Here is a 24,655-nt window from a genome sequence, read left to right as displayed (position 1 = left end):
TGTCGGCACTGATGCTGTGCAGCAGCATGTCCGCGTTTGTCGTCTTCGCGCCCAGCTTCCCCATTGCCACTCTGGGGGGCGGCTGGCAGTTTGGGATGACGGAGGCGACCCGTGCCGGCCTGCTGGGCAACCCGCTGACCTTCACGTTCGGGCCCTTCTCGTCCATCTATTCCAGCATGTATCAGCCGGAGACCGACGGGCTGATGATCTATGGCGGACTGCTGCTGGCCGTCACAGCCACTTTGGGATTGCTCTCTCTGGCCGGCCCCGGCCGATGGTTGCCTGCCTTGGGCTTCTCACTGTTCCTGCCGCTGGTGGACATGGATGCACAATTGGTGGCCATCCCTCTCCTCGTCCTCCTTCTTGCCTACCGGGTGTGCGAGTCCCGTCCGGACAAGCCGGACAGCGGCTGGTGTCGAGTTGCCCTGCCATTTATGATGCCTGCCTTAGGGGTGCTGGTCCTGGTGAAAGGCACCTCCGCCATCTCAGCTTTTGCGATGGTTTTTCTGGCGGCAGCGATGCTCGGGCTGGCGGGCAAGGCGCGGCTTGCTGGCATGTGCGCGGTGCTTTTCATCTGCGCCATCCCGATCTTCTGGCTGGTCAGCTATCAAGACTTGGCGTCATTGCCGGCCTACTTCAGCAAGGGGCTCTACATCGTCACGGGCTATGCGGACGCCATGTCCCGACCGGGACCCTATTGGCATATCGGTGTGTTTTTCTTGGCTTGCGGGTTTCTTTACACCTTTCATCTGCGGCGTCTCCAAATCGGCGTTTCCGGCTACATTCTTCTTCTTGGAATGGCCATGCTCCTCTTTCTTGGCTTCAAGGAAGGTTTTGTGAGACATGGCGGCCGCCACCCCGCGGCAGCCTTGGGCATTGCCGTCCTGGTGGCCTGGGGCAGCACGCTGGCGGGGGCGCATGAGTTCGGCCGGCTTCGGCAGGCGGGGCTTGCGGTGGGGGTGACCGTGGCCTGTTGGCTGGCGGTGACTCTGACCGGCGGGCCGGGGCGGGAGGTGATGCGGCCTTATGGCCAAGCGCCGGTGGGCCTCTATCTGCGGCTGTTCGAGCCCGGGTATCCACGCGCCCGGTTCGAGCAAAGTCTCGCGAAAATTCGTGAGACTGCGCCCCTTCCCGCCCTCAAAGGGACGACCGATGTGTATTCCTTCTCCCAGGCCGCGCTCATTGCGGCCGGGCTCGAATGGGCGCCGCGTCCGGTCCTCCAGAGTTATTCGGCCTATACCCCGGAACTGCTCCGTGCGGATGCGGATCACCTCACGGGACCGGATGCACCTCGGAACGTGATCTTTTCCGTTCAACCCATCGACAACCGAATTCCCATGCTAGAGGATGGCAACAGCTGGCCTTTGCTGCTGAGCCTCTACCAGCCGGTCGAGGTCAGGAAGCTCCCGGCCTACGGGGTCGATGCCGCAATCCTGCAGCGCAGGCAGGCCCCCGGAAGCTACGAATTGCAGCCCTTGAGCGACAAGACTTACCGTTTCGGCGAGCGGATCGCCCTGCCCCAGGATGCGCAGACGGTGCTATGGGCAGAGATCGATGTCAGGCCCTCGCTTCTTGGGCGGGTCTGGGGACTTCTGTACAAGTCTCCGCTTCTATTCATGACATACCACTTCTCCGGCGGCGTGAACCATGCCTTTCGCTACATCTATCGCATGGGGGAGACAGGCTTCGTACTTTCGCCGATCGTCAACAATGCCTCCGACTTCATCGCCTTGCCCCGAGGCGCGCCGGACGCTCCACGACCGGAAGCCGTTAGCCTGAACTCGGAGGGCTGGGTGGACTGGCTGTGGCGCCCCGAATACAGAGTTCGCTTGTACCGCCTTACAGTCTCCGCAGACTGAGCCTTGACCATTGGGTTGTGCGCTCCCCTTGCGCGCCACGAGCAAGGGCAGGTGGACTGCGCCGTCGGCAGGCGGAAGGTGGTTTTGCTCTGGGCGAAGAGCGAGTTCCCTAGAGCAATTTTCGGCTTTTCCGGCTAGGAAGAGGAGCTGCCCGGATTGGTTATGCCGGCGGTGCCGTTACGGCATAACGAATGAAGGCGAGGCCGCTGGGCGTCCTTGCGACCAGCGTATCCGCAGGATGTGCTCTCGCCTTTGGAAGATGAAACGGAGTGCACATGGCAAGCGGGACTGAGCCGAGGGTGGAACGCGCCGGATTGGGCATTGCAACAATTCTGTACGATTTCGTTGAGCAGGAAGCACTGGCGGGGAGCGGCATTTCCTCCGAAGCCTTCTGGACCGGCCTTTCCGCTATCGCCCACGACCTTGCACCGCGCAATCGTGAACTCCTGGAGCGGCGCGATACGCTGCAGGCACGGCTTGACCAGTGGTACCGCGAGAACGGCGCGCCCATCGATCTCCAGGCCTACAAGGATTTCCTGGCCAAGATCGGCTATCTGGTGCCGGAAGGCCCCGCCTTCACCGTCACCACACAGAATGTGGACCCCGAAATCGCCGAATTGGCAGGCCCGCAATTGGTCGTTCCGGTGATGAACGCCCGCTACGCGCTCAATGCGGCGAACGCCCGTTGGGGTTCGCTCTATGACGCGCTCTATGGCACCGACGCCATTTCCGAGGCCGACGGGGCGGAGAAGGGAAGCGGCTATAATCCCATTCGCGGCGCCAAGGTGATCGCGTGGGGTCGCGCCTTCCTCGACCGGAGCGCGCCGCTCGCCGGCGGCTCCTGGACTAAGGCCGGCGCCCTTTCGGTAAAGGACGGCATTCTGCTCGTCGGTGACACGGGCCTTTCCGATCCCTCGCAGTTCGCGGGCTATCGGGGCGATGCGGCTTCTCCCACGGCCGTGCTCCTAAAGAAGAACGGCCTGCATGTGGAGATCGTCATCGACCGCGCAAGCACCATCGGCAAGGACGATGCCGCGGGCATTTCCGACATCGTTCTGGAAGCGGCGCTGACCACCATCCAGGACTGCGAGGATTCGGTTGCGGCGGTGGATGCCGAGGACAAGGTCGTCGCCTATCGCAACTGGCTCGGACTGATGACGGGTGATCTGACGGAAGAGATCGCCAAGGGCGGCCGCACCTTCACGCGCGCACTGAGTGGCGACCGCACCTATACCGGACCTGAAGGCGGCGCGCTGGTTCTGCCCGGCCGTTCGCTCATGTTGGTGCGCAATGTGGGGCACCTCATGACCAATCCGGCCATCCTGCTGGATGACGGGTCCGAAATCCCGGAAGGCATCATGGATGCCGCCATCACGGCGCTCATCGCCCTGCGCGATATCGGCCCCAAGGGCCGGCGCGCCAACAGCCGGGCCGGCTCCATGTATGTGGTGAAGCCGAAGATGCACGGGCCCGAGGAAGTGGCCTTCGCGGTGGAAATCTTCGACCGCGTGGAAGACCTGCTGGGCCTTGCCCGCAACACCATCAAGATGGGCATCATGGACGAGGAACGCCGCACCACGGTGAACCTCAAGGAATGCATCCGTGCCGCCTCGGCCCGGGTGGCCTTCATCAATACCGGCTTCCTCGACCGCACCGGCGACGAGATCCACACCTCCATGGAAGCTGGCCCCATGGTTCGCAAGGGCGACATGAAGCAGGCCACCTGGATCGGCGCCTACGAGAACTGGAACGTGGATACCGGCCTTGAATGCGGCCTCGCCGGCCACGCCCAGATCGGCAAGGGCATGTGGGCCATGCCCGATCTGATGGCGGCCATGCTGGAGCAGAAGATCGCCCATCCCAAGGCCGGCGCCAACACCGCCTGGGTGCCCTCCCCCACCGCCGCGACGCTGCATGCGACCCACTATCACCAGGTGGACGTGCACGCGGTGCAGGCGGCCCTGCGCAGCCGCCCCAAGGCGAAGCTTGACGACCTCCTCACCATCCCCGTCGCGGTGCGCCCCAATTGGACGCCCGAGGACATCCAGAAGGAACTGGACAACAACGCCCAGGGCATTCTCGGCTATGTGGTGCGCTGGGTGGACCAGGGGGTCGGCTGCTCCAAGGTGCCGGACATTCATGATGTCGGCCTGATGGAAGACCGCGCCACCCTGCGCATCTCCTCCCAGCATATCGCCAATTGGCTGCGCCACGGCGTGTGCAGCGAAAAGCAGGTGATGGAGACCATGAAGCGCATGGCGGCGGTGGTGGACCGGCAGAATGCCGGCGACCCGCTCTATCGTCCCATGGCGCCGGACTTCGAGGGCTCCATCGCCTTCAAGGCGGCCTGCGACCTGGTGTTCAAGGGGCGCGAGCAGCCCAATGGCTATACGGAACCGCTCTTGCACCAGCGCCGCCTGGAGCTGAAGGCGACACTCGCCTAGCGGCCTGAAAACCCGGCGGGCCATCCACACCCGCCGGGGCCTTTACATCCGGGCGCACCACACAGTCCTTTCAAGTTCCGACCGTAAGCCCATGCGACGCTCCGGAGCGGGCAAATTATCCCTGCCGCTTCCGATATCGTGTCCGGTGCAAAGGGAAGTGCAGACGCAATTTTTCGCAGATCGGGCCAGCCGGCATTTTTCCGCCGGACATCTCGGTTTATTTATATGCTATTGCGCAATACTGCATTGGCGTCACCATGGAACCCGTTACCACCGTCTTGGTCTTGATCCTGGCGGTTACGATCAGCGGCACGATCGTTCGCATCTCCCCCATCCCCCTCCCCTTGCCGCTGGTGCAGATTGTGCTCGGCGCCCTGGTGGCAGCGGTGGCGAATGTGGGCGTGGAATTAAAGCCCGAAGTCTTCTTTCTCCTGTTCCTGCCGCCCCTGCTCTTTCTGGATGGGTGGCGCATCCCAAAGGACGGCTTGCGCCGAGACCGGCACACGGTCCTTGCTTTGGCACTGGGACTGGTGGTGTTCACGGTGCTGGGTGTCGGTCTATTCGTGAACCTGCTCATTCCCGCAATGCCGCTTCCTGTCGCCTTCGCGCTTGCGGCGGTCCTATCTCCCACGGATCCGGTCGCGGTCTCGGCAATTGCCGAACGGGTGCCGTTTCCCCGCAGGCTGATGCAGATCCTGGAGGGCGAAGCGCTCTTCAACGATGCCTCGGGGCTGGTGTGCATGCGTTTCGCGGTGGCCGCGGCTCTGACTGGGGCCTTCTCGCTGGTGGACGCCTTCGGCGTCTTCCTATGGCTGGCGCTGGGCGGCATCGTTGTTGGCGTCGGCGCTACGATCGGCATCACCACAGCGAAGAACTGGATTTCCGGACATTATGGGGAAGAGCCGGGCTCGCAGATCCTGATCAGCCTCCTCATTCCCTTCGGCGCCTATCTGATGGCCGAGCGTTTGGGCTGCTCGGGCATCCTTGCCGCGGTGAGCGCCGGCATCACCATGAGCCATGTGGAGCAAAGCGGCCGCGCGCTCGCCCGCACCCGGCTGCAGCGCGCAGCGGTGTGGGACACCATCAGCTTCGCCGCCAATGGCACTATTTTTGTGCTGCTGGGAGAGCAATTGCCACGTCTTGTCACCAGCGTCGCCCTGGCGGAACGGGAGGCGGGACGGCATGGGGAGTTCTGGTTGCTCCTTTATGTGGTCGCCATCAATGCCGCCCTGTTCGCGCTGCGCTTCGTCTGGGTTTGGGTGTCCTTGCGCTACACCATGTTCCGCCACGCCAGCACCCGCCCGCCCTGGCAACTGGTCGCAGCCACCTCGCTTGCGGGCGCACGCGGCGCCGTCACGCTGGCGGGCATCCTCACCTTGCCCCTCGCCCTTCCGGACGGCTCCCCCTTCCCAACACGGGACCTCGCCATTTTCCTGGCGGCGGGCGCGATCATCTTCTCCCTCATCGCCGCCAGCATCGGCCTGCCGCTGCTTTTGCACGGTCTGACCTTGCCCGCCGAGGAAAAGCGCCAGGCGCGTGAGGATAGGGCGCGGCGCAACGCGGCGGAGGCTGCCATACGGGCGGTCGGACGGGCGCAGCACGACCTTGGAGAAAACAGGGGAGAAGTGGACCTTTACGCGGAAGTGGGCACCCGGATCATGTCTCAGTATCGGCAACGCATCGAACGCCGAACCAAATCCGGCGACGCCTCGGACCGAAACACGGCCGTCGGACAAATCGAGCAACAGCTCTATCTGGTGGGCATGCGCGCCGAACGCGACGAACTCTACCGGATGGCAAGGGCCCACGAGATTCCGGACGAGATGGCGCGCAGGCTGGTCGGCGAAGTCGATCTGCTGGAAACGCGCTTTACATCCCTATAGCTCCGGTAGTTCCCGCGCTTCGGGGAAGTCCCCCCAATCCGGCAGAGCGAGGGCGGTTCGAAAATCGCTTTCAGCCCATGTCCTTGATCAGCGAGCCGCTGCCCGACGTGCGCAGGAAATGCAGCAGGTCGGAAAGCCCTTCCCCGAGAAGCGTCACGTGCGCCCGCATCTGCTGCGCCGCCGTCGCGCCATCGCCCCGGATGATGGCGTTCATGACATTCTCGTGCTCGGGAATGGAGGAATGCATGCGGCCTGGCTGGTAGGTGGTCGTGCGCCGATAGGGCGAGACCTTCAGGGTCAGGCGGCGCAATTCCTCCTGCAGGATGGCATTGTGGCTCGCGAGCGCGATGGCTTCGTGGAAGACGAGGTTCGCCGCGTAGAAGGCTTCCACATCCTCCTCCTCCGCCGCCTTGGCGCAGGCCGCTTGTGCGGCCTGCATGCGGGCCCGCTGCTCGGACTGCATGCGCCGGGCCGCCTGCTGGCACGCCAAGGCTTCAAGCTCGGCCACCACTGAAAAGGCGTCCAGAAGATCCGCGAGGGACAGCTGGGAGACCTGGAGCCCCTGCCGGCCCCGCGAGACCACGAGACCGCTCGCCGCCAGCCGCTGCAACGCCTCCCGCACCGGCGTGCGGGAGATGTTGAACTGCTCGGCCAATTGCCGCTCGTCCAGGCGATCCCCCGGCTTGCGAATGCCGTTGAGGATCTCCTGCTCCAGCCGGGCGACCACGCCCACCGCAAGCGAACCGGTCTCTTCCTTCGGCGGGGCTCCGTTCAAACGCTCCATGCTGATCAGCGCCTCACCGGCTTTCCACCGAATACAACCTGCTGGTGATCATCTCCGCCAGCGCCACAAGCCCATACAGGAGCAGGCCGCAGATGCAAAGAACCACGATCGCGGCCATAGACACCTCCGTATCGGCCCGCGCGGTTGCGAAGATGATGAGATAACCAAGGCCCGCTTGGGCGGTGATGAACTCGCCGATGATGACGCCGATGATGGCCAGCGTTATGGCGATCTTCATGCCGCTGAAGATATGTGGCAGCGCCATGGGAAAGCGCACCGAGGTGAAGATCTGCCACTCGGTTGCGGTCAGCGAGCGGCACAGGCGCACGATGCCCCGGTCCACGCTCTGGAAGCCGGCCGTGGTGGCGATCACAACGGGGAAAAAGGCGATGAAGACTGAGAAGGCGATGCGAGACTGTGTGCCCACCCCGAGCCAGATGATGAAGAGCGGGGCCAGCGCGATCTTCGGGATCAACTGGAAGAAGATGAGGTTGGGATAAAGCGCCTGATGGGCGGTGGGCGAATAGGTAAGCAGGATGGCGATGGCCACGCCGAGGATCAGGGCCAGCAGAAAGCCCGCGGCCGATTCAAGCGTGGTGGGGATCGCGTGCATCAGCAGAAGATCGTACCGCTCATAGATGTAGAGGGCGATGGAAATAGGCGACGGCAGGATCACCGCCGGCACCTGCCAGATGGTGACATAGGCCTGCCAGAGCGCCAGGACGAAAAAGGCGAGACCCAGGGGCAGGACGATGCTGCTGAGCCCGCTGGCCGCGGCCGAGCGGCTGGGCGCCGCGGGAAGGGCGACGCCGGTCTCCGTACCGATTGCCTTTGCCATGTTCGCTCTCACTCAATCACGCTTGCGCCGGACGAACCGGCGGGGACAGCCGACGGGGCGGGACCATGGCCGTGGGCAGCCTCGATGGTCAGGCGCAGATGCCGGCACACCTGGGAGAATTCCGCCGTCTCCTCAATGTCGAAGCGGCGCGGGCGCGGGAACGGCATCTTCATATCGAGGATGATGGTGGACGGCCGCCCGCCCATCACCACCACCCGGTCCGAGAGGAAGGCCGCCTCACGGATGGAATGGGTCACGAAGACCACGGTCTTGCGATAAGTCTCCAGGATCTCGGAGAGCGCCACGTTCATCTGGTCGCGGGTGATGGCATCGAGCGCGCTGAAGGGCTCGTCCATCAGTAGGATTTCCGGGTCATGGATCAGCGCCCGGCAGATGGCCACGCGCTGGCGCATGCCGCCGGAGAGCTCGCCCGGCTTCTTATGCTCGAACCCGCTGAGGCCGACCATTTTCAGGAGGCCGTGGGCGCGTTCGCGATACTGCTCCATGGGCAGCTTGAGGATGCGGATCGGGAAGAGGACATTGTCCAGCACGCTCTTCCAGGGCAGCAAGGTGGCGTCCTGGAAGATGATGCCGATGTCCCGCCGGGGAGCGGAGATGGGTGCCCCCGCGAGCATGATGGAGCCGCCCGTGGGGCGTTCGAGGCCGGCAATCATCATCAGAAGAGTGGACTTGCCGCAGCCCGAAGGGCCAAGCAGCGACACGAACTCGCCCCGCGCCACCTCAAGGGAGGCCGAGGCCACCGCATGAATGGGCGTGTGCCGGGCGAAATAGGTCTTCTGGACGTCGACGGCCGAGACGATGGGCGGCTCCACGGCCGCCCCCTGCTCCCGTATTCCCGAATTCAGCATCGATGGGTGGCCTCGTGCGGGCGCCTCAGGCGCCGATATACTTGCGATAGGGGGCTGCGCTCTTCTCGGCTGCCGCCAAATCCGCGGCCGAAAGCTTCAGCTTGCCGACGAAGTCGTTGGTGAACAGCGTCGCCACATCCGGCTTCTCGGCGCCGGCCCCGGCGGCATATTTCACCACCAGATCGGCCATGGTGGAGACCTTCGCCGGATCCGCCCAGCCGAAGCCATTGTCCTTCACCTCGGGCACCAAATTGGTCAGGTTGGTGAGGCCGAGGCCGATGCGCGCATATTCCTTGCCCGTGGAGGACATGGCGACTTCCGAATTGGCTTTCAAGAAGATGTCCACGGCTTCGTCGAAATTGGTCATGGAGAAGCGGATCGCCTCCATGGCGCCTTGAACGAACGCCTCCACAAGGCCCTTGTCCTGCTGAAGGCGCGCGGGCTGGGTGGTCAGTGACTGGCCGTAGAACTGGATGCCCACCTGCGAGAACAGCATGAAGCGCACGTCGGTCCCGAGGGACGCCAGCGAGGGCACGGTGCTGGTGGCGAAGGCGGCAATGGCGTCCACCTGCTTTTCCACCAGGGTGCGCTCGCGCACCTTGCTGTCCACCTGCACGATCTGGACCTTGGACAGGTCGAAGCCGGCCTTCTCCGCATAAAGCGGCAGGAAGGGATATTCACCCGAGGAAACGCTGGCCCCGAGCTTCTTGCCCTCCAGTTCCTTCGGACTCTTGATGGGCGAGCTCGCAAGCACGCCGATGCCCATGAGAGCGTCGTAATTGACCTGCCCGATGCAGGTGATGGGCAGCTTCTTGGCCGCCTGGACGATCACGGTCGGGGTGGCCGCCATTCCGAAGTCGAACGTTCCGGCGCTCACCGCCTGAGCCGCCGCACCGGAGCCAGAGCCGCGCGCCACGCTGACATCGAGCCCAAGCTTCTTCCAGAAGCCCTTGTCGCGCGCCACATACGCGAACAGGTTCGGCCCTTCCGGAATCCACGATGTGGTGAAGGAGACCGACCGCGTGCCCTGCGCGATGGCAGGCATGGCAAGAGCGCCCGTGGCACCGGCGGCAAAAGCCGCACCCAGGCCCTTCAGGGCGTTTCGACGTGAAATGTGCATCCCGATGTCCCCTTCTTCTGGTGGCCTTCTGGTTGGCCTTTCGCCGAGTGGGGTCAGCATTCCCGCGTTCGATGCCAGGCGCAAGCTCCAGTATGCCAATTTCTCAAATTTGAATTCAATTTGACCAGATTGCTATTTTTGCGACCCGACAACGCTGCATTTTTATGCAAATTTCCCGCTTGGAAAGCCCAAAAACACACTTCATTATGCCAAACGTCCTTTGGGGTGTACCAATATGCAATCTTTCGAGGTCCGGAACGCTCATTTCGACCGGCTGGTGAACACGCCCGGCCTGCGGTGGATGGGGCAGAACACCAATCACGGGACGCCGCATCCCGCAGTCATCGCTGCGATGGAAAAGTGCATCCGGGATGAGGAATTCCACATCTATGCGCCGCCGGCGGGCCTCGAGGCGCTGCGCCAGGGCGTGGTGGATGATCTCGGGCTGCCTGGCCAGTGCGCCCTGATCTCGGACGGGGCCGTCGCCTCGCTCTACCACATCTGCCATACCCTGCTTGCGCCGGGCGATGAGTTCATCACAACGGATCCCACCTGGAACTGGCCCATGGCCTTCGCCCGCTCCGTGGGTGCCAGCGTCACGCAGATCCCCATCTATGGCGAGGAATACGGCTACCGCCTCGCCCCGGAGCGCCTGAAAGCGGCCATCACGCCGAAGACCAAGGTCATCTATGTGGTGGATCCCAACAATCCGCTCGGCACCGCCTGCACGGCGCAGGAGATCGCCGACATCGCAGCCGTGGCACGGGAGGCCGGCGCCTACCTGATCCACGATTGCACCTATCGCCACTTTGCCTATGAGCACCATCTGGCGGCGGCGGTCTATCCTGAGCGCACGCTGACCATCTACAGCTTCTCCAAGTGGCTGGGCCTGGCCGGCATGCGCGTGGGCGCGGTGGTCTCCACCCCCGAAATCATCGCGCGGCTTGCCGATGCTCCGCCCAACAATCTCGGCTCCAGCATCCTCTCCCAACGCGCGGCGCTCGCGGGCCTTGGCATCAAAGCTGAGTGGTTCCCCGGCATCCTCGCCAACCAGCGGGCCAACCAGAAGCTGATCAAGGACGCGGTGGACCGCGTCCCCGGCCTCTCCATGCCCGTCTTCCCGTCCAACGGGAATTTCGTGGTGGTGGAATGCGGCGCGGCCGGCATCCGCCCGGATGCGCTGGTGGCCGCCTTCCAGAAGCACGACATCATGATCCGCCAGGGCGCCTACCACACGCCCACCTTCGGCGACCGCTTCATCAAGATCAGCACCACCGTGCCCTCTGCCTGGGTGGAAGAATTCGTGGACCTGCTGCCGGGGCTCGTCGAGCAGGTGCGGGGCCAGAACGAAGCCGTGAAACTGTTCTGACCGGCGCATCGGTCACAGCTTTAGGAAAGACGTCCAACATGGATCTGAAGCTCACGGGCAAGACGGTGCTCATCACCGGTGCCTCCCAGGGGATCGGCGAGGGTCTGGCCCGGGCCTTCGCGGAAGAAGGCTGCAATTTGCATGTGGTGGCCCGCTCCGGCGATCGGTTGGCGGCGCTGGCGCAGGCGCTCACCGCTGCACATGGCGTATCCGTCACCCCGCACGCCCTCGACCTGACGCAGGCCGGCGCCATCGATGGCCTGGTGGAGGCCGTAGGCGACATCGACATCCTCGTGAACAATGCGGGCGTCATCCCCAGCGGCTCGCTGTGGGACGTGGACGAGGCCAAGTGGCGCGCGGGCTGGGAGCTGAAGGTCTTCGGCTATATCAACCTGACCCGCGCCATTTATCCCCGCATGAAGGCGCGGGGCGGCGGCGTCATCATCAACAATATCGGCAATGGCGGCGAGGTGTTCGACCCGGCTTATGTGGCCGGCACCACCGGCAATGCGAGCCTGATGGCCTTCACCCGCGCCATGGGCGGCCATTCGCTCGACGACAATATCCGCGTGGTCGGCGTCAATCCGGGCCCGGTGGATACGGACCGCATCTACAACATGCTCAAGAAGCGCGCTGCCGACTGGCTGGGCGATGCGGACCGCTACAAGGAATTGCAGACCCGCTATCCGCTGGGTCGCCCGGCCCATGTGCACGAGGTCACGGACCTGATCGTGTTCCTGGCCTCCTACCGCTCCGGCTACACGTCGGGCACCATCTTTACCGTCGATGGCGGCATCGCGTCCCGCCGCTCGGTCATCTGAGGGCACACGCCATGGCATTCGCATCCACCAGCGACGGCTACAAGCTGTTCTACGAGGAAGCCGGCTCGGGCACGCCCATCATCTTCGTGCACGAGTTCGGCGGCAGTCACTGGAGCTGGGAGCCGCAGCTCAACTTCTTCGCCCGCCGCCACCGCTGCATCACCTTTGCGGCGCGCGGCTATGCGCCTTCGGACATTCCGGCGGATGTGGAGGCCTATTCGCAGGTCCGCGCGGCCGACGACATCATCGACGTGCTGAATGCGGCGGGCATCGAGAAGGCCCATGTGGTGGGCCTCTCCATGGGGGGCTTTGCCACCCTCCATGCGGGCCTGCGGCACCCTGGCCGGGTCCTGTCGCTGGTGGCGGCCGGCACGGGCTATGGCGCCGAAAAGGCCCATGAGGACTATTTCAAGGGCATCTCGGAGCAGGTGGCCCATAACTTCGAAACCCGCGGCGCGCCGGACTTCGCCCCCACTTATGCCGAGGGCGCCTCTCGCGTCCAATTCCAGGACAAGGACCCGCGCGGCTGGGCGCTGTTCGCCGAGCGCCTGGGCCGTCACGACGCAAAGGGGGCTGCCAACACCATGCGCGGCGTCCAGATGCGGCGGCCCTCGCTTTATGACATGGAAGCCGACTTCCGTGCCATGCAGGCGCCGCTCCTGGTCATGACGGGCGACGAGGACGACCACTGCCTCCAGCCGGGCATTTTTCTCAAGAAGGTGGTGCCCCGCTGCGGCCTGGCCGTGCTGCCGAAATCCGGCCACACGCTCAATCTGGAAGAGCCGGCTTTGTTCAATCACCTGGTGGGCGAGTTCATCGCCCAGGTGGAGGCGGGCCGCTGGGGGCCGCGCGATCCCCGCGCCAACCCCGCCCAGATCATGCGGACGGAATAAGCATGGCGCCCCGCCTTTCCGATCTGGTGGACGGCGATCGCCTGTGGGCACGGCTGATGGCGCTCGCCGCCTTCGGCGCGCGCCCCGACGGCGGCGTGGACCGGCCGGCGCTCTCCGCCACCGAGGCGCAGGCGCGGGCGCAACTCATCGCCTGGGGCCGCGCCATCGGCCTCAAGCCCTATACGGACCAGGCGGCGAACCTGTTCCTGCGCCTTGAGGGGCGCGACGCCAGTCTGCCCCCCGTCCTCGCCGGCTCCCATATCGATTCCCAACCCACGGGCGGAAAGTTCGATGGCGTCTATGGCGTCCTCGCTGCCCTGGAAGTGGCCGAGGCGGTGGTGAAGCGCGGCGAGGTGCCGGCGCGGGCCATCGAGGTGGTGGCCTGGACCAACGAGGAAGGCTCCCGCTTTGCGCCCGGCATGACCGGATCGGACCTGTTCACCGGCACCAAGACGCTGGACAACGTGCGCGCCATCAAGGACGCGGACGGCGTGAGCGTGGGGGAGGCCATCGACGCCATCCTGGCCGCCGATGACGGCGTGCCCCTTCGCCCCTTCGGCCTGCCTTTGGCGGCCTATGTGGAGCCTCACATCGAGCAGGCTTCAAAGCTGGAGGAGGCGGGCGCCCCGGTGGGCATCGTCAGCGGCATCCAGGGCACGCGGCGCTATCGCGTCACCGTGAAGGGCGAAGCTGCCCATGCGGGCACGGCCCTGCGCCGGGACCGCCGCGACGCCCTGATGGCCGCCGTCCAGATGATCGGCGCCATGGACGACGCCGCGCGGCAGCCCGAGGACACGCTCCTGACCGTGGGCCAGATGCAGGTGACGCCCAATGCGCCCTCCGTCGTGCCGGAAGAGGTTCTGTTCTCCATCGACCTGCGCCACCCGGACAATGGCGTCGTGGATCGCATGGACGCCGCCATCCGGGAAATCGTCGCGGCCCGTCAAGGTGTCTGCACGGCGCAGCTCCGCCAGATTCAGCATTCGCCATCGCTGACCTTCCCGGAGGCCATGCGCAATGCACTCACCGAGGCGGCGAATGCATTGTGTATCCCTTGCATGGACGTTTATTCGGCGGCCGGCCACGACGCCCGCCAGCTTCATTATGTCTGCCCCACCGGCATGATCTTCGTGCCCTGCCGCGGTGGCATCTCCCACAACCCGCTGGAATGGGCGGAGCCGGAGCATCTCACCGCTGGCACCAAGGTGCTGGCGGATACAGTGTGGACATTGGCCACCCGGGTCTGACACACGCCCCTTTCCATTGCGCAAGTGCCGGCGGCGGGCGATGGTGGCGCCCTGGCGCGGATCGCCGCCGCCATGGCAGACGGGGCCATTGGAGAAGGACGCATGCATCAAGATCCCCACGCGGATCATGCGCATCACGGTCACGACCACGATCATCATCACGATCACGACCATGGCAGCGCGCTGTCCCCCAATGAGCTTCGGGTGCGCGCCCTCGAATCGATCCTGGTAGGCAAGGGCTATGTGGATCCCGCGGCCCTCGACGTCATCATCGAGACCTACGAGACTAAGGTCGGGCCGCGTAACGGCGCCCGGGTGGTGGCCCGGGCCTGGGCGGATGCGGACTATCGTGAGCGGCTCTTGAAGGATGCCACTTCCGCCATCGCCGAGTTCGGCTTCACGGGCCGCCAAGGCGAACACATGGTGGCGGTGGAGAATACGCCGACCGTCCATAACGTGATCGTCTGCACCTTGTGCTCCTGTTACCCCTGGCCGGTGCTTGGCCTGCCGCCCACCTGGTACAAGAGCCCCGCCTATCGCTCCCGCGTGGTGCTCAAACCCCGCGAAGTGCTGGCGGAATTCGGCGTCACGCTGCCGCCCGTGGTCGAGGTGCGAGTGTGGGATTCCACCGCCGAGACGCGCTATCTTGTGATTCCCCGGCGGCCGGACGGGACAGACGGCCTCGACGAGGAGCAATTGGCCGACCTCGTGACGCGCAATTCCATGATCGGGACGGGACTGGCCCTCAGCCCGGCGCAGTCATGAACGGCGCGGCGGATCTTGGCGGCATGATGGGCTTCGGCCCGGTGGTGCAGGAAGACAACGAACCGCTCTTCCACGCCCCATGGGAACGGCGCCTGTTCGCGCTCACCCTGGCGGCGGGCGCGACGGGGGCCTGGACCATCGACGCCATGCGCTACCTGCGCGAAAGCCTGCCGCCGGCGGAATATCTCAGTTCGTCCTATTATGAGATCTGGATGAAGGGCCTTTCTGCCATGCTGGTGGAGAAGGGTCTTGCCTCCGCGGCCGAATTGGCGACGGGCGAGATCACCTCCCCGCCCCTCCCCGTCGCCCGCGTGCCGGATGGTGCAGCCATTGCGCGCGGGCTGGCGGCGGGGACCAATTACGCCCGTCCCGCCGAAGGAACGGCCCCCTTCGCGGCTGGTGCGCGCGTTCGCGCGCGGGTCTTCCACCCGGCCGGCCACACCCGCCTGCCCCGCTATGCCCGCGGCAAGATCGGAGTCGTCGAAATGGTCCACGGCATGTTCGTTTTTCCAGACACCAGCGCCCATGGTCTCGGGGAGGATCCCCAATGGCTGTTCACGGTTCGCTTTTCGGGCGAGGAGCTGTGGGGGCCAGACGCAGAGCCTGGGACCTCCGTGTCCGTCGATGCGTGGGAGAGCTATCTTGAACCCGTCGGCTGACATGCCCGCACCGGTCTGTCTGGATGGGCCGGACGCCGCCCCCGTCTTCTCCGCCCCCTGGGAAGCACAGGTCTTCGCCATGGTGGTGGCGTTGCATTCGTCGGGCCTGTTCACTTGGCCTGAATGGGCGTCCAGGCTCGGGGCTGCCGCGAAACGTGGCGACGGCACCACCGACTATGACGCTTGGCTCGCCGCGCTGGAGGGCCTCTTGGTGGAGCGCGCTGTCACCACCCCCACCGCCCTCGCCTCCTGGCAGCGCGCATGGGACGAGGCGGCGCGGGCAACGCCGCATGGCAAGCCTATCCTGGTCAAAAAGGCACCCGCGCTCGGATGAGACCGGTGGAGGCGGCCCCGGTGGGCGCATCGGTTTCCCTCCGCGGCGCCTGAAGGCCTGAGATGTCACCTGCCAAGGATTTTGCCAGCATGCGCATCCCTGTCGCGCGTAAACTATCGCCTGCTGGGAGCTGCTCTCGCAGAAGCGGACTTGACGCTGTCAATCGATTCTAGCTTTGGCGATTGGATCCAGGCCTTACGGGCGTGCACGGCTGCGGCCACGACGGTCGCCCCTTATCTTAAGGGCCACAATCTGCTTCAGCCGCTTCTGGACCTGTCGATCCGCAAACCTGGCCGCGCCCAAGGCGTACCGGATCCCCTGAGTTCAGGCCGCGTCGCGTTTCGGGAAGGCTCCAGCGTGTGGAGATGAGCGCGCATTCCTGATGTGTGCCAGATAAACCTCCGTTTGCTGCTCCTAAACCACCTGTGGGACATGCTCGGCGCCGTCCAACCAGAGGCGACATGTGGAAACGACCCTTTATGAGCCCGTCAAGCGCTTCCTTGAGCAGCTCGGCTACACCGTCAAGGGTGAGGTGGGGCACTGCGACATCGTCGGGCTGCGGGATGAGGATCCCAAGGTTGTGGTGATCGCCGAGCTGAAACTGGCATTCAATCTCGAGCTCATTCTACAAGGCGTAGACCGGGCAAGCTGCGGGGACGAGATCTGGCTGGCGGCGCGTCTCTCAACCAAGGGAAAGGGCCGGGAAAGCGACGGGCGCTACCGCAATCTCTGCCGTCGCCTCGGCTTCGGCTTGCTGGGCGTATCGGCATCCGGGCGGGTGGACATTCTCGTCTCGCCGGCCGCACCCATGCCGCGCAACAATGCTCGCCGCCGGTCGCGTCTGGTGGAGGAGCATCAGCGGCGCCAGGGCGATCCCGTTGCAGGCGGTGGCACGCGCAAGCCCATCATGACGGCGTATCGGCAGCAGGCCCTCGCCTGCGCTGCCGCGATGGTTGCAGCGCCGCAGCGGCCACGCGACCTGAAAGCCGCTTGCCCGGATGCACAGAAAATCCTCCGCCGCAACGTGTATGGCTGGTTCGAGCGGTCAGCGCGCGGCGTGTATGGGCTCACCGATCTCGGGCGGAGCGCCCTGGCCTCTTGGCACCCGGATGGCCCTTGAGCAGCGTTCCTGCGAGGGGGGACGGCGCCAAGTCTGATGCGGTGTGACCGGCCCTTGCACGTTCGTCCCCCTTCCGCACGCGGGACCACGGCACAAGGTGCCCTTGCGCTCTCGCCCAAGCCTTCCGCCTCTGGCCGCCCGCGACAAGCATAAGGTAGCGCGCGTGAGGCGTGCCACCGCGAGTCTAAGGCGCTGCCATCCCACGGTGCCGCCCGGCGGGATCGTTATCGGCCCCATGGTCTGTGCGCATCCGCCCATCCTCGAAGTGAACGATGCGGTCGAACAGATCGATCGCGCGCGGATCGTGCGTGATGACCACCACCGCGGCCCCATGATCCACGGCGATGCGGCGGAAGATCTCCATCACCTGGCGGCCACGTGCGCCATCAAGAGCGGCGGTCGGCTCGTCGGCGAGAATGAGGGGCGGCGCATTGGCGAGGGCACGGGCCACTGCCACGCGCTGCTGCTCTCCGCCGGAGAGCTTTGCCGGCAGGCTGTCGGCGCGGTGCGCGAGATCCAAGGCGGCGAGCAACCGCAAGGCGTGGGCGCGGGCATCTGCGGGGTGGACGTCGGCAATTTCCAGGCTCAGGGCCACATTCTCCACCGCTGAGAGGAATGGGATGAGGTTCGCCTTCTGGAACACGAAGCCGATGCCCGCGCGCCGCGTCTCGCGCAGCGCGTCGAGGTCGGCGCCTGGGTGAGACACGCGCTCGCCAGTCAGCCACACTTCGCCGGAGGTGGGGTTCTCCAGGAGCCCCGCCAGCATCAGGAAGGTGCTCTTGCCCGAGCCGCTAGGCCCGAAAATGCCCACCAATTCTCCTGCCGCCACATCCAGGCACACCCCGTCGAGGGCGCGTACAACGCCCCCGCCGGTGACATAGGTGCGCGAGAGGTTTCTAACCGATAGAACAGGGGCACCGCTCACGAGAGCACCTCCCGCGCGCCCACCTGCGAGGCCCGCGCGATCCCCACGAAAGCCGCGACCGCACAGACAAGTGCCAAGGCCAGAGCGATCTGCCCGAGGTCCGAGGGCAGCATCACGACCCGACGGGGGAAAAGGGGAAAGACGAGGACGGAGAGCACAAGCGCGAAGACATAGCCGGCGATGCCGATGAACGCGGCCTGTTGACCGATCAAGGCGATCACCACGCGTTCCCGCGCGCCCATCAGCTTGAGAAGCGCGATCTCGTGCAGCTTCTCAAGTGTCATGGTGTAGACGATCAGCGACACCACGATGGCCGTAATGACGAGGATCATCCCGGTGAAGCTGAGGATCTGAAGGCGCAGCTTCCAGAGCCGGGCGTTCAACATCAGGTGGCGCTGTTCGGCGGTGGTCAGCACCTCCACGTCGCCCCAGCGCCGAAAGGCCGCGATGACCTGCCCGGCATCGGCGGCAGGGTTGAGTCGCACCAGGACCGCGGCGATCTTGCTTTCCTGCGCCACGGAGGAGGCGTCGGCGCTGACGGCGGCCGCATCCGCTCGCCCCGCCCGAGCCAGGTGAATTTCTTCCGAGGTACGGCGGCGGGCAATCACGGCGGCATCATTGATACCGACGAACAGCAGCCCGTCGCCCGCCGAATCCACCATGTACCGCGTGAGCCCGACAACGGTGTAGGTGTCGCGCGCCAGTTGGATCCGATCGCCGACTTTCAAGCCGGTGCTGGCATCCGCCACCGCCTCGTAGCGTCTGCCGGCGAGCCAGCACCCCTCTGTGAGGGACAGCCATCGCCCGTCATCGCGCGGCACATCCACGCCGGTGACAGTGACCCGGCGCGCGACGCCCGCGAAATTGAACTGCTGGCTGAATTGGGTGAAGCGGCGGACATCCGCCACGCCCGGCACGCCCTCGACCCTGCGGTCCATGTCGGCCGCCACGGCTGACCCCTCGGCGAAGGGACCGGCACGCTCGCCTTGGACCACCCACAGGTCCGCGTCGATCCGGTCGATGATCAGCAGCGCATCCTCGACGATGCCCCGATAGAGGCCGATCATGCCGATCACGGCCATGATGAGAAAGGCAACGCCAAACGCGGTCAGTGCGAAGCGCGTCGGGGCGTGCAGCGTGTCCTTCAATGCCAGGTTCATGTGGCGCGACCCACAACGTGCACACGCATGAAGGGGTAGAGAGTGCCGGGCTTGAGGATGGTCTGGTCGGCGCTGAGGCCCTGGCGGATCTCCACGCGGTCCAAGCCGCTTTCGCCCAGTGCCACCGCGCGCCACCGCGCGCGGGCGCGGGTCATCACCCACACGCCCGGAAGGCCGTCCCGCCAGACGATGAAGGAAGTCGGCACGCTCAGCACCGGCCCGCGCTGGGCAATCAGGATGCGCGCCATGGCGCGCTGGCCCAGCGCCCAATGGGCGGGAACGGTGTCGAGCGCGATGTCGATCTCGAACTCGCGTGTCTCCGCATCGACCTCCCGCCCGAGCCTCAGAACATGGCCGGCGATGGAATCCGCCGTACGGGTGAAGGTGACGCGGGCCGCCTGTCCCGGGAGAATGGCGGCAATGGCGCTCTCGTCGAGCCGCGTGGTCAGCACGAGGCTAGACGGATCGACGAGATGGAGCACCTCGCTGCCGGGGGCAAGTACCTCGCCCACGTGATGGCTACGCGACACAACAATGCCGGAAATTGGTGCCCGTAGGATGCTGTCGTCCAGCTGGGTCCGGGCGAACGAAAGGCGCGCCGCCGCGGCATCGCGCTCGGCTTCCGCCTGATCGACGGCGCGGTTGGCACGGGCAATATCTGCCTCGGCCTGGCGACGGGCGGCGACCGCGTCTTCCAGCCCGGCTTCGCTGGCCACGCCCTTGGCGAACAGGGCCACTTGCCGTTCATGCGTGGCGCGCGCCTTTTCCAGGGTAGCGACAGCCCGGTCGCGCTCGGCCTCCATGGCGCGCACCGCGCGCTCGGCTGCCCGAGCGCTCGCATCGGCGGCGTCGCGGTCCGCGCTGAGATCCTCGCACGCCAGCCGCGCGAGGATCTCTCCCTGAGTGACCACATCGTTGCGATCAACGGCAAGGTCTGTGATGCGGGCCTGGAAACGGGTGCTCAGGCTCGCCTCCGTCAAGGCGGCAAGCGTGCCCGGCCCCTGCAGCTCAACATCCAGCAGGCCCGGCCGCAGGATCTCGCCCTCCACTTCATGAGGATAGAAATAGCGCAGGCCGATGGCCCCCAAGGCGAGGGCCGCGCCGACTAGCGCGGCAAGCCGCACCGCGCGACAACGCCTGGGGCGCGGAGGCGGTGGCGAGAGCGCGCGCGCCCCCTCACCTTCACACTGCAAGGTCATGATATGAAAACGCCTGAAGAAGACGAACGCTCTGGACCGGTCACTGCGCCTGCTCGGCCTTCACGGCGATGAGGGCGTCTTTGCAGAGTTGGGAAATCTTGTCGGGATTGGCTTTGATGCACTGAAGGATGCGCCCGCCGCCGGGCTGCACGCCGGGACAAGTGGCGCGGATGTCCGCCTCGCACGCGGCGCGCACGGTCTGCATCTGGGCCCGCGAAAGAGCCTGCGCCGCGGCCGTTCCGCTGGCGACGAGACCGAGCGGGACACCAAAGGCAAACACGAGGCTGGCAGGGAGAAGAAACGCACGCAACATGATGTCGGCTCCTATCCGGGACTGGAATGGAGGACCATGGCACCCGCCCGGCGGGGGGCGTCCAGCCGGAGCAGGCGCCATGGCCGGCAGGACATGCCTGCCGTGCCGCCGGCGAGGGTGTGGGATGCGCAGCGACGGAGCGCAGAATGGCCAGGGTCTTTTGCGCCCGTGTCTCCATACGGAGCCCTATTATTGCAGTTTGTATCGGCGCCGCCCGAACGCCTTGCGCGGGGCGCCGCGGCCTGCCATGCCATGCATCATGACTGCCACAAGACTGCTTCTGGTGGAGGATGACCGCGATATTCGCAGCCTTCTCGTGGATTTCCTCGGCCGCGAGGGATACGAAGTGGACGCGGTCGGAAGCGGGATCCTGATGGACCGCGCCCTGATGCGCGGAATGCCGGATCTCGTCATTCTCGACATCATGCTGCCGGGCGAAGACGGGCTGTCCATCTGCCGCCGCCTGCGGGCCAAAAGCCGGGTGCCGATCCTTATGCTCACGGCCAAGCGGGATGACGTGGATCGCATTGTCGGGCTGGAGATCGGGGCCGACGACTATCTGGGCAAGCCATTCAATCCGCGAGAATTGCTGGCGCGCGTCCGCGCCTTGCTGCGCCGGGCCTCCGGCCCCCTCGCCGCCGCCGTGCCGGGGAGGCGCAAGCGGCGCTTCGCCGGTCTCGTGGCGGACCTCGACGCGCGCACCCTGGTGGATGAGGCCGGGCAGCGGGTGAACCTGACCACCGCCGAGTTCGACCTGCTGCTCTGTTTCCTAGAGCGTCCGGGCCGGGTGCTCTCGCGCGATCAGCTCCTGGACCTCACGCGGGGACGTGCCGGCGGCGATCCCTTCGACCGCACCATCGACGTCACCGTCTCGCGGCTGCGCGGCAAGCTCTCAGGCAGCCTCGGAGAGGCCGAGCAGCCTATCACCACGGTGCGCAATGCCGGCTATCTCTTCTCTGCCGACGTGCGCGAGGCCTGACGTTCAAGCCCATGCGCCTTGGCCTGCTCGCCCGCATCATCCTCATCGTCGCGGTGGCGCTTTTTGCCATCCAACTGCTGGCGCTGGTCTTCTATTTCGGTGCCGGCGAGGGTCGGCGAATACTTGGTGATGGGTCTCCCGCCCTGCCGGGACGGATCGCCGCGCTGGTCCTTTTGGTGGACAAGATGCCACCGAGCCTCCGGCCGGCGCTGGCTGACGCCTTCAACGAGGGCGGCCGGACCATGGCGATCATTCCCGCCTTGCCCGACGGGCTCGTCCGCAAGAACGAGCTGGTGCGGATCGAGCGCGCCATCCGCGCCGCCCTCGCCGCGCGCGGGATCGAGGCGCGCGAGGTGCGGGTGCAGTTGGAGGGGCAGGGTGAAAGCGGGCGCGGCAGCACGCTGAGCGTCTATGTGGCGCTCGCGGAGCGCGGCTATCTCTGGCTCGACGTGGAGGATCGCGTCACCGTCCGGCTGCTGGGTGTACCCATCGGCTTCTTCGCCGGCCTGTTCGGTGTGGTCGTCGCGGTTGCGGCGTTGGTGGCGGTGGCACGCGAGATGCGACCCATCACACGCCTCGCGCGGGAGATCGACCGGGTCGGCGACGGCATGGATCTCTTTGCCATATCCGAGCGCGGCGCACCGGAACTGCGCAAGCTGATCCGTGCGGTCAATGCCATGCAGGAGCGCATCGCCGCTCTGGTGCGCAACCGGACGCTGGCGCTCGGCGCCATCTCCCATGACCTGCGCACCTATCTGACCCGACTGCGCCTGCGTGTCGAAATGATGCCGGAGAGCCGTCATCGGGCGGGCGCCATCGCCGATGTGGAGGCCATGCAGGCCCTGGTGGAAGACACGCTGGACTTTGCGCAGGATACCTTTTCCACGCCCGAGCCCGCCGGTGCGGACCTTGCCGCCACGCTGCGCCTCCAGGTGGACGAGGTTGGAGAGGGGCGCGTGGTGCTGTGCGGGTCCGAGGGGCCAGTGTGGGTCGCCATGGGTGAGAAGCCGCTCGCGCGCATCATCGGCAATCTCGTGGGCAACGCCTTGCGCTACGGCACCCATATCACGGCCGGAATCGAACTGGAGGGGCCGCGTGCTGTGCTGACGATCGAGGACGACGGTCCCGGCATCCCGGTCGAGGAGCGCGGGCGCGTCTTCGAGCCCTTTCATCGCCTTGAGGCCTCCCGTAACAGGGACAGCGGGGGTACGGGCCTCGGCCTCACCATCGTGCGCCGCTTGGTCGAAAGGCATGGCGGAACCATCGCGCTTGGGGAGAGCCGCGTCGGCGGGCTTTCGGTCCGCGTGGGGCTGCGGCGGATGGACCTCGCAGCCTGATACAAACGGACATGCTGCCGTGCGCGCGCAGACACCTCCGGCGCCCATCCTTGACGCTCCTCAACGGCAAAGGATGAAAGCCATGAGATGCGCATTTTCCCTTGATCGCTCCGCACGGATGTACGGGGCCGCCGCCGTCCTCGCCTTGGTGGTCGCTGGCGGCGCTCCAACTCACGGCCTTGCGCAGGATCCGACGGACGATGGAGGCAGTCCCCGCGTCTCCCCCGCCCAGGCCGCCGGTCCCTGGAGTTGCGAGATGCCCCCCTACGGCGCCGAGCCTGGGCCCGCGTCGATCTTGCGGCCGTTCGCCTCGTAGCCAGCCTGTTGCTGTCCGGCCAGGAAACCGCACTCGGCATTCGCAGCGGCCAGATGGATGCCTGGCGCGCCTACAGCGCGGCGCTTATCGCCTTCCTGCCGTCCGGAGAGCAAGTCCGGCACCTGCTGGACGACCCGAAGCGCGCCAATCCCGACGCTTTCGGCCTGGCGCAGGACATGGCTGGCGCGGCCATCGCACGGGCGGAAAAGGCCCGCGCGCTGCAGGAGGCCGTCGCACGGCTCAAGGCAGTGCTGACGCCGGAGCAGATGGACATGGCGCGGCAGATGCAAGCCAAGCTAGTGGAGCGGATCGCCCATTTCATCGCCGCACGCCAGCGTCAAGGAGGCGGCGTCCCGCTCTGACGCGCATGGTCGGAGCGGCAAGGGGCCGGGCGCCGGAGCGCCCGGCCCTGCCCCGCGTGAGGCCACCTCAGGGGCGCTGAACGGTACGCGAGCCAGTATGCACGCCGCCGTTGGGACCCACCACCGCACGATCGGTGGTGCAGCCCTGTCCGGTCGCGCATTGGCGGGTGCGTGCGGCGGTGCCACCATTTGGCCCGTTGGTGACGCGGGTGGAGGTGCAGGAACCGGTGGTGCAGACGCGGGTCTGCGCCGTCGATCCGCCATAGACGCCCGTGGCCCCGCGAACGCCCACACAGGTGCCGCCAGCGCAACCCACCGACCGGTGGGCCGAGGTCACCCGCGGCGGAGCGTAGGGCGGATAGGCGGCCCAGCGTCCATACCAGGGGTAACCCACATAATAGCGGTCCCAATAGGCGCGGTTGAACGTCACCACGGTGATGCCCACGGTCGGCGCGAGCGGGGCGGTGAGCACTACGGGTGCCCCGCCATAGCTGACCTGGATATAGGGGGCCGCCACCCAGCCCCGATACGCGCCGAACCCGATGTCGCACCAGCTGTATCCCGCGACACAGCCAAATGTGGTGATGGGAGCGCCCGCCGGCACGATGGTAACTGCCGGATACACTGTGGAAGGACCCGCACGCAGATTGACGTTGGTAACGGCAATCGCGGGGGTCGCGGCGTTGGCCGCCGATGCGGCGGCCCCTGCCAGTACGGCGGCGAGAAGGAGTGTTCTGAGCATGGCGTAACCTCACATGGGCCGCCCGTTGGGGCGACCGCTGTTCGTCCGCCAACCTGCATAGGGGGCAGCCCTCGCTTGCGTGTCTCGTGAAAGTTTCGATTTGTGACAGCTGAGCCTGCGCAGGCGTGGTTCCTGGCTTCACCACCGATGTTCGTGGGCGCGGCGATCTCGCCACGTGAGCCGCCGAAGGCCGACGGAGAGCGGGAGCCAACATACCGGCGTGACGTATCGCAGGCCATTAGCAGGCCCTGACAAAGATCGCTTCCGGCTGAGACAAGCTACGGACGCCTTTCCGGAGCACGGAGGGGTGGCGCTAG

General features: G+C 65.9%; 23 protein-coding genes. 14 read left to right on the top strand and 9 right to left on the bottom strand.

The annotated features are described in order from the left end of the window. Window positions 1–26 precede the first annotated feature (26 nt). From J5J86_RS16740 to J5J86_RS16730, 3 genes are all read left to right on the top strand, one after another. A complete protein-coding gene (locus J5J86_RS16740; RefSeq protein ID WP_209099995.1) occupies window positions 27–1,859 on the top strand; it encodes a hypothetical protein in 1,833 nt (610 codons plus the stop codon). Window positions 1,860–2,134: 275 nt separating this feature from the next. Continuing rightward, the gene (locus J5J86_RS16735; protein WP_209099993.1) at window positions 2,135–4,303 is read left to right on the top strand and encodes a malate synthase G; all 2,169 of its coding nucleotides are present in this window, start codon (window positions 2,135–2,137) and stop codon (window positions 4,301–4,303) included. A 257-nt stretch (window positions 4,304–4,560) separates the two neighbouring features. Next, window positions 4,561–6,186 (top strand): Na+/H+ antiporter, encoded by a 1,626-nt coding sequence (locus tag J5J86_RS16730; RefSeq protein ID WP_209099991.1) that lies wholly within the window; start codon window positions 4,561–4,563, stop codon window positions 6,184–6,186. A gap of 70 nt (window positions 6,187–6,256) precedes the next feature. Here the strand turns inward: J5J86_RS16730 and J5J86_RS16725 are convergent, their stop codons facing one another. From J5J86_RS16725 to J5J86_RS16710, 4 genes are all read right to left on the bottom strand, one after another. Then, complete coding sequence (locus J5J86_RS16725; RefSeq protein WP_209099989.1) at window positions 6,257–6,970, bottom strand: GntR family transcriptional regulator; 714 nt, start codon at window positions 6,968–6,970, stop codon at window positions 6,257–6,259. A 13-nt stretch (window positions 6,971–6,983) separates the two neighbouring features. Continuing rightward, a complete protein-coding gene (locus tag J5J86_RS16720; RefSeq protein WP_209099987.1) occupies window positions 6,984–7,808 on the bottom strand; it encodes an ABC transporter permease in 825 nt (274 codons plus the stop codon). Between the two features lie 8 nt (window positions 7,809–7,816). Beyond that, window positions 7,817–8,641 carry an ABC transporter ATP-binding protein gene (locus J5J86_RS16715; protein ID WP_209099985.1) on the bottom strand — a complete coding sequence of 275 codons (825 nt, stop codon included), beginning with the start codon at window positions 8,639–8,641 and terminating at the stop codon, window positions 7,817–7,819. Window positions 8,642–8,702: 61 nt separating this feature from the next. Then, a complete protein-coding gene (locus J5J86_RS16710; RefSeq protein WP_209099983.1) occupies window positions 8,703–9,722 on the bottom strand; it encodes an ABC transporter substrate-binding protein in 1,020 nt (339 codons plus the stop codon). Between the two features lie 310 nt (window positions 9,723–10,032). Between J5J86_RS16710 and J5J86_RS16705 the strand changes: the two genes are divergently transcribed. The 8 genes from J5J86_RS16705 (at window position 10,033) to J5J86_RS16670 (ending at window position 17,005) form a co-directional block, all read left to right on the top strand. Beyond that, a complete protein-coding gene (locus J5J86_RS16705; RefSeq protein WP_209099981.1) occupies window positions 10,033–11,166 on the top strand; it encodes a pyridoxal phosphate-dependent aminotransferase in 1,134 nt (377 codons plus the stop codon). A gap of 38 nt (window positions 11,167–11,204) precedes the next feature. After that, the gene (locus J5J86_RS16700; RefSeq protein ID WP_209099973.1) at window positions 11,205–11,987 is read left to right on the top strand and encodes an SDR family oxidoreductase; all 783 of its coding nucleotides are present in this window, start codon (window positions 11,205–11,207) and stop codon (window positions 11,985–11,987) included. 11 nt (window positions 11,988–11,998) lie between these two features. Further along, window positions 11,999–12,880 (top strand): alpha/beta fold hydrolase, encoded by an 882-nt coding sequence (locus tag J5J86_RS16695; protein WP_209099971.1) that lies wholly within the window; start codon window positions 11,999–12,001, stop codon window positions 12,878–12,880. 2 nt (window positions 12,881–12,882) lie between these two features. Continuing rightward, window positions 12,883–14,127 (top strand): M20 family metallo-hydrolase, encoded by a 1,245-nt coding sequence (locus J5J86_RS16690; protein WP_209099969.1) that lies wholly within the window; start codon window positions 12,883–12,885, stop codon window positions 14,125–14,127. 102 nt (window positions 14,128–14,229) lie between these two features. After that, window positions 14,230–14,892, top strand: a complete 663-nt coding sequence (nthA, locus tag J5J86_RS16685; protein WP_209099967.1) for a nitrile hydratase subunit alpha — start codon at window positions 14,230–14,232, stop codon at window positions 14,890–14,892. Beyond that, on the top strand, window positions 14,889–15,551 hold the full coding sequence (gene nthB / locus J5J86_RS16680) for a nitrile hydratase subunit beta (RefSeq protein WP_209099965.1): 663 nt from the start codon (window positions 14,889–14,891) through the stop codon (window positions 15,549–15,551). Before nthA ends, nthB begins: the two co-directional genes overlap by 4 nt. Beyond that, entirely contained in the window at window positions 15,535–15,885 is a 351-nt protein-coding gene (locus J5J86_RS16675) for a nitrile hydratase accessory protein (protein WP_247657656.1), read from the top strand. The genes nthB and J5J86_RS16675 overlap by 17 nt, the downstream gene beginning before the upstream one ends. Before the next feature lie 463 nt (window positions 15,886–16,348). Then, window positions 16,349–17,005 carry a DUF2161 domain-containing phosphodiesterase gene (locus tag J5J86_RS16670; RefSeq protein WP_209099963.1) on the top strand — a complete coding sequence of 219 codons (657 nt, stop codon included), beginning with the start codon at window positions 16,349–16,351 and terminating at the stop codon, window positions 17,003–17,005. Window positions 17,006–17,189: 184 nt separating this feature from the next. Here J5J86_RS16670 and J5J86_RS16665 read toward each other — a convergent pair whose 3' ends face one another. The 4 genes from J5J86_RS16665 to J5J86_RS16650 form a co-directional block, all read right to left on the bottom strand. Beyond that, the gene (locus tag J5J86_RS16665) at window positions 17,190–17,816 is read right to left on the bottom strand and encodes an ABC transporter ATP-binding protein (protein WP_247657654.1); all 627 of its coding nucleotides are present in this window, start codon (window positions 17,814–17,816) and stop codon (window positions 17,190–17,192) included. A gap of 110 nt (window positions 17,817–17,926) precedes the next feature. Continuing rightward, window positions 17,927–19,012: an ABC transporter permease gene (locus tag J5J86_RS16660; protein WP_247657651.1), complete on the bottom strand. Its 1,086-nt coding sequence runs from the start codon at window positions 19,010–19,012 to the stop codon at window positions 17,927–17,929. Window positions 19,013–19,086: 74 nt separating this feature from the next. Continuing rightward, on the bottom strand, window positions 19,087–20,214 hold the full coding sequence (locus J5J86_RS16655) for an efflux RND transporter periplasmic adaptor subunit (RefSeq protein WP_209099950.1): 1,128 nt from the start codon (window positions 20,212–20,214) through the stop codon (window positions 19,087–19,089). Between the two features lie 115 nt (window positions 20,215–20,329). Beyond that, window positions 20,330–20,602: a cysteine rich repeat-containing protein gene (locus J5J86_RS16650; RefSeq protein ID WP_209099948.1), complete on the bottom strand. Its 273-nt coding sequence runs from the start codon at window positions 20,600–20,602 to the stop codon at window positions 20,330–20,332. A 259-nt stretch (window positions 20,603–20,861) separates the two neighbouring features. Between J5J86_RS16650 and J5J86_RS16645 the strand changes: the two genes are divergently transcribed. From J5J86_RS16645 to J5J86_RS16635, 3 genes are all read left to right on the top strand, one after another. After that, window positions 20,862–21,581: a response regulator gene (locus J5J86_RS16645; RefSeq protein ID WP_209099946.1), complete on the top strand. Its 720-nt coding sequence runs from the start codon at window positions 20,862–20,864 to the stop codon at window positions 21,579–21,581. A gap of 11 nt (window positions 21,582–21,592) precedes the next feature. Continuing rightward, on the top strand, window positions 21,593–22,918 hold the full coding sequence (locus J5J86_RS16640; RefSeq protein WP_209099944.1) for an ATP-binding protein: 1,326 nt from the start codon (window positions 21,593–21,595) through the stop codon (window positions 22,916–22,918). A 324-nt stretch (window positions 22,919–23,242) separates the two neighbouring features. Continuing rightward, window positions 23,243–23,596, top strand: coding sequence for a hypothetical protein (locus J5J86_RS16635; protein WP_209099942.1), 354 nt, complete (start codon window positions 23,243–23,245; stop codon window positions 23,594–23,596). 67 nt (window positions 23,597–23,663) lie between these two features. On the opposite strand, the gene J5J86_RS16630 is transcribed toward J5J86_RS16635, so the two are convergent. Next, a complete protein-coding gene (locus tag J5J86_RS16630; RefSeq protein ID WP_209099940.1) occupies window positions 23,664–24,338 on the bottom strand; it encodes an SH3 domain-containing protein in 675 nt (224 codons plus the stop codon). Window positions 24,339–24,655 lie beyond the last annotated feature (317 nt).

The sequence above is a fragment of the Aquabacter sp. L1I39 genome, assembly GCF_017742835.1.
Taxonomy (GTDB): domain Bacteria; phylum Pseudomonadota; class Alphaproteobacteria; order Rhizobiales; family Xanthobacteraceae; genus L1I39.
This window is presented reverse-complemented; position numbering and strand designations above follow the sequence as displayed.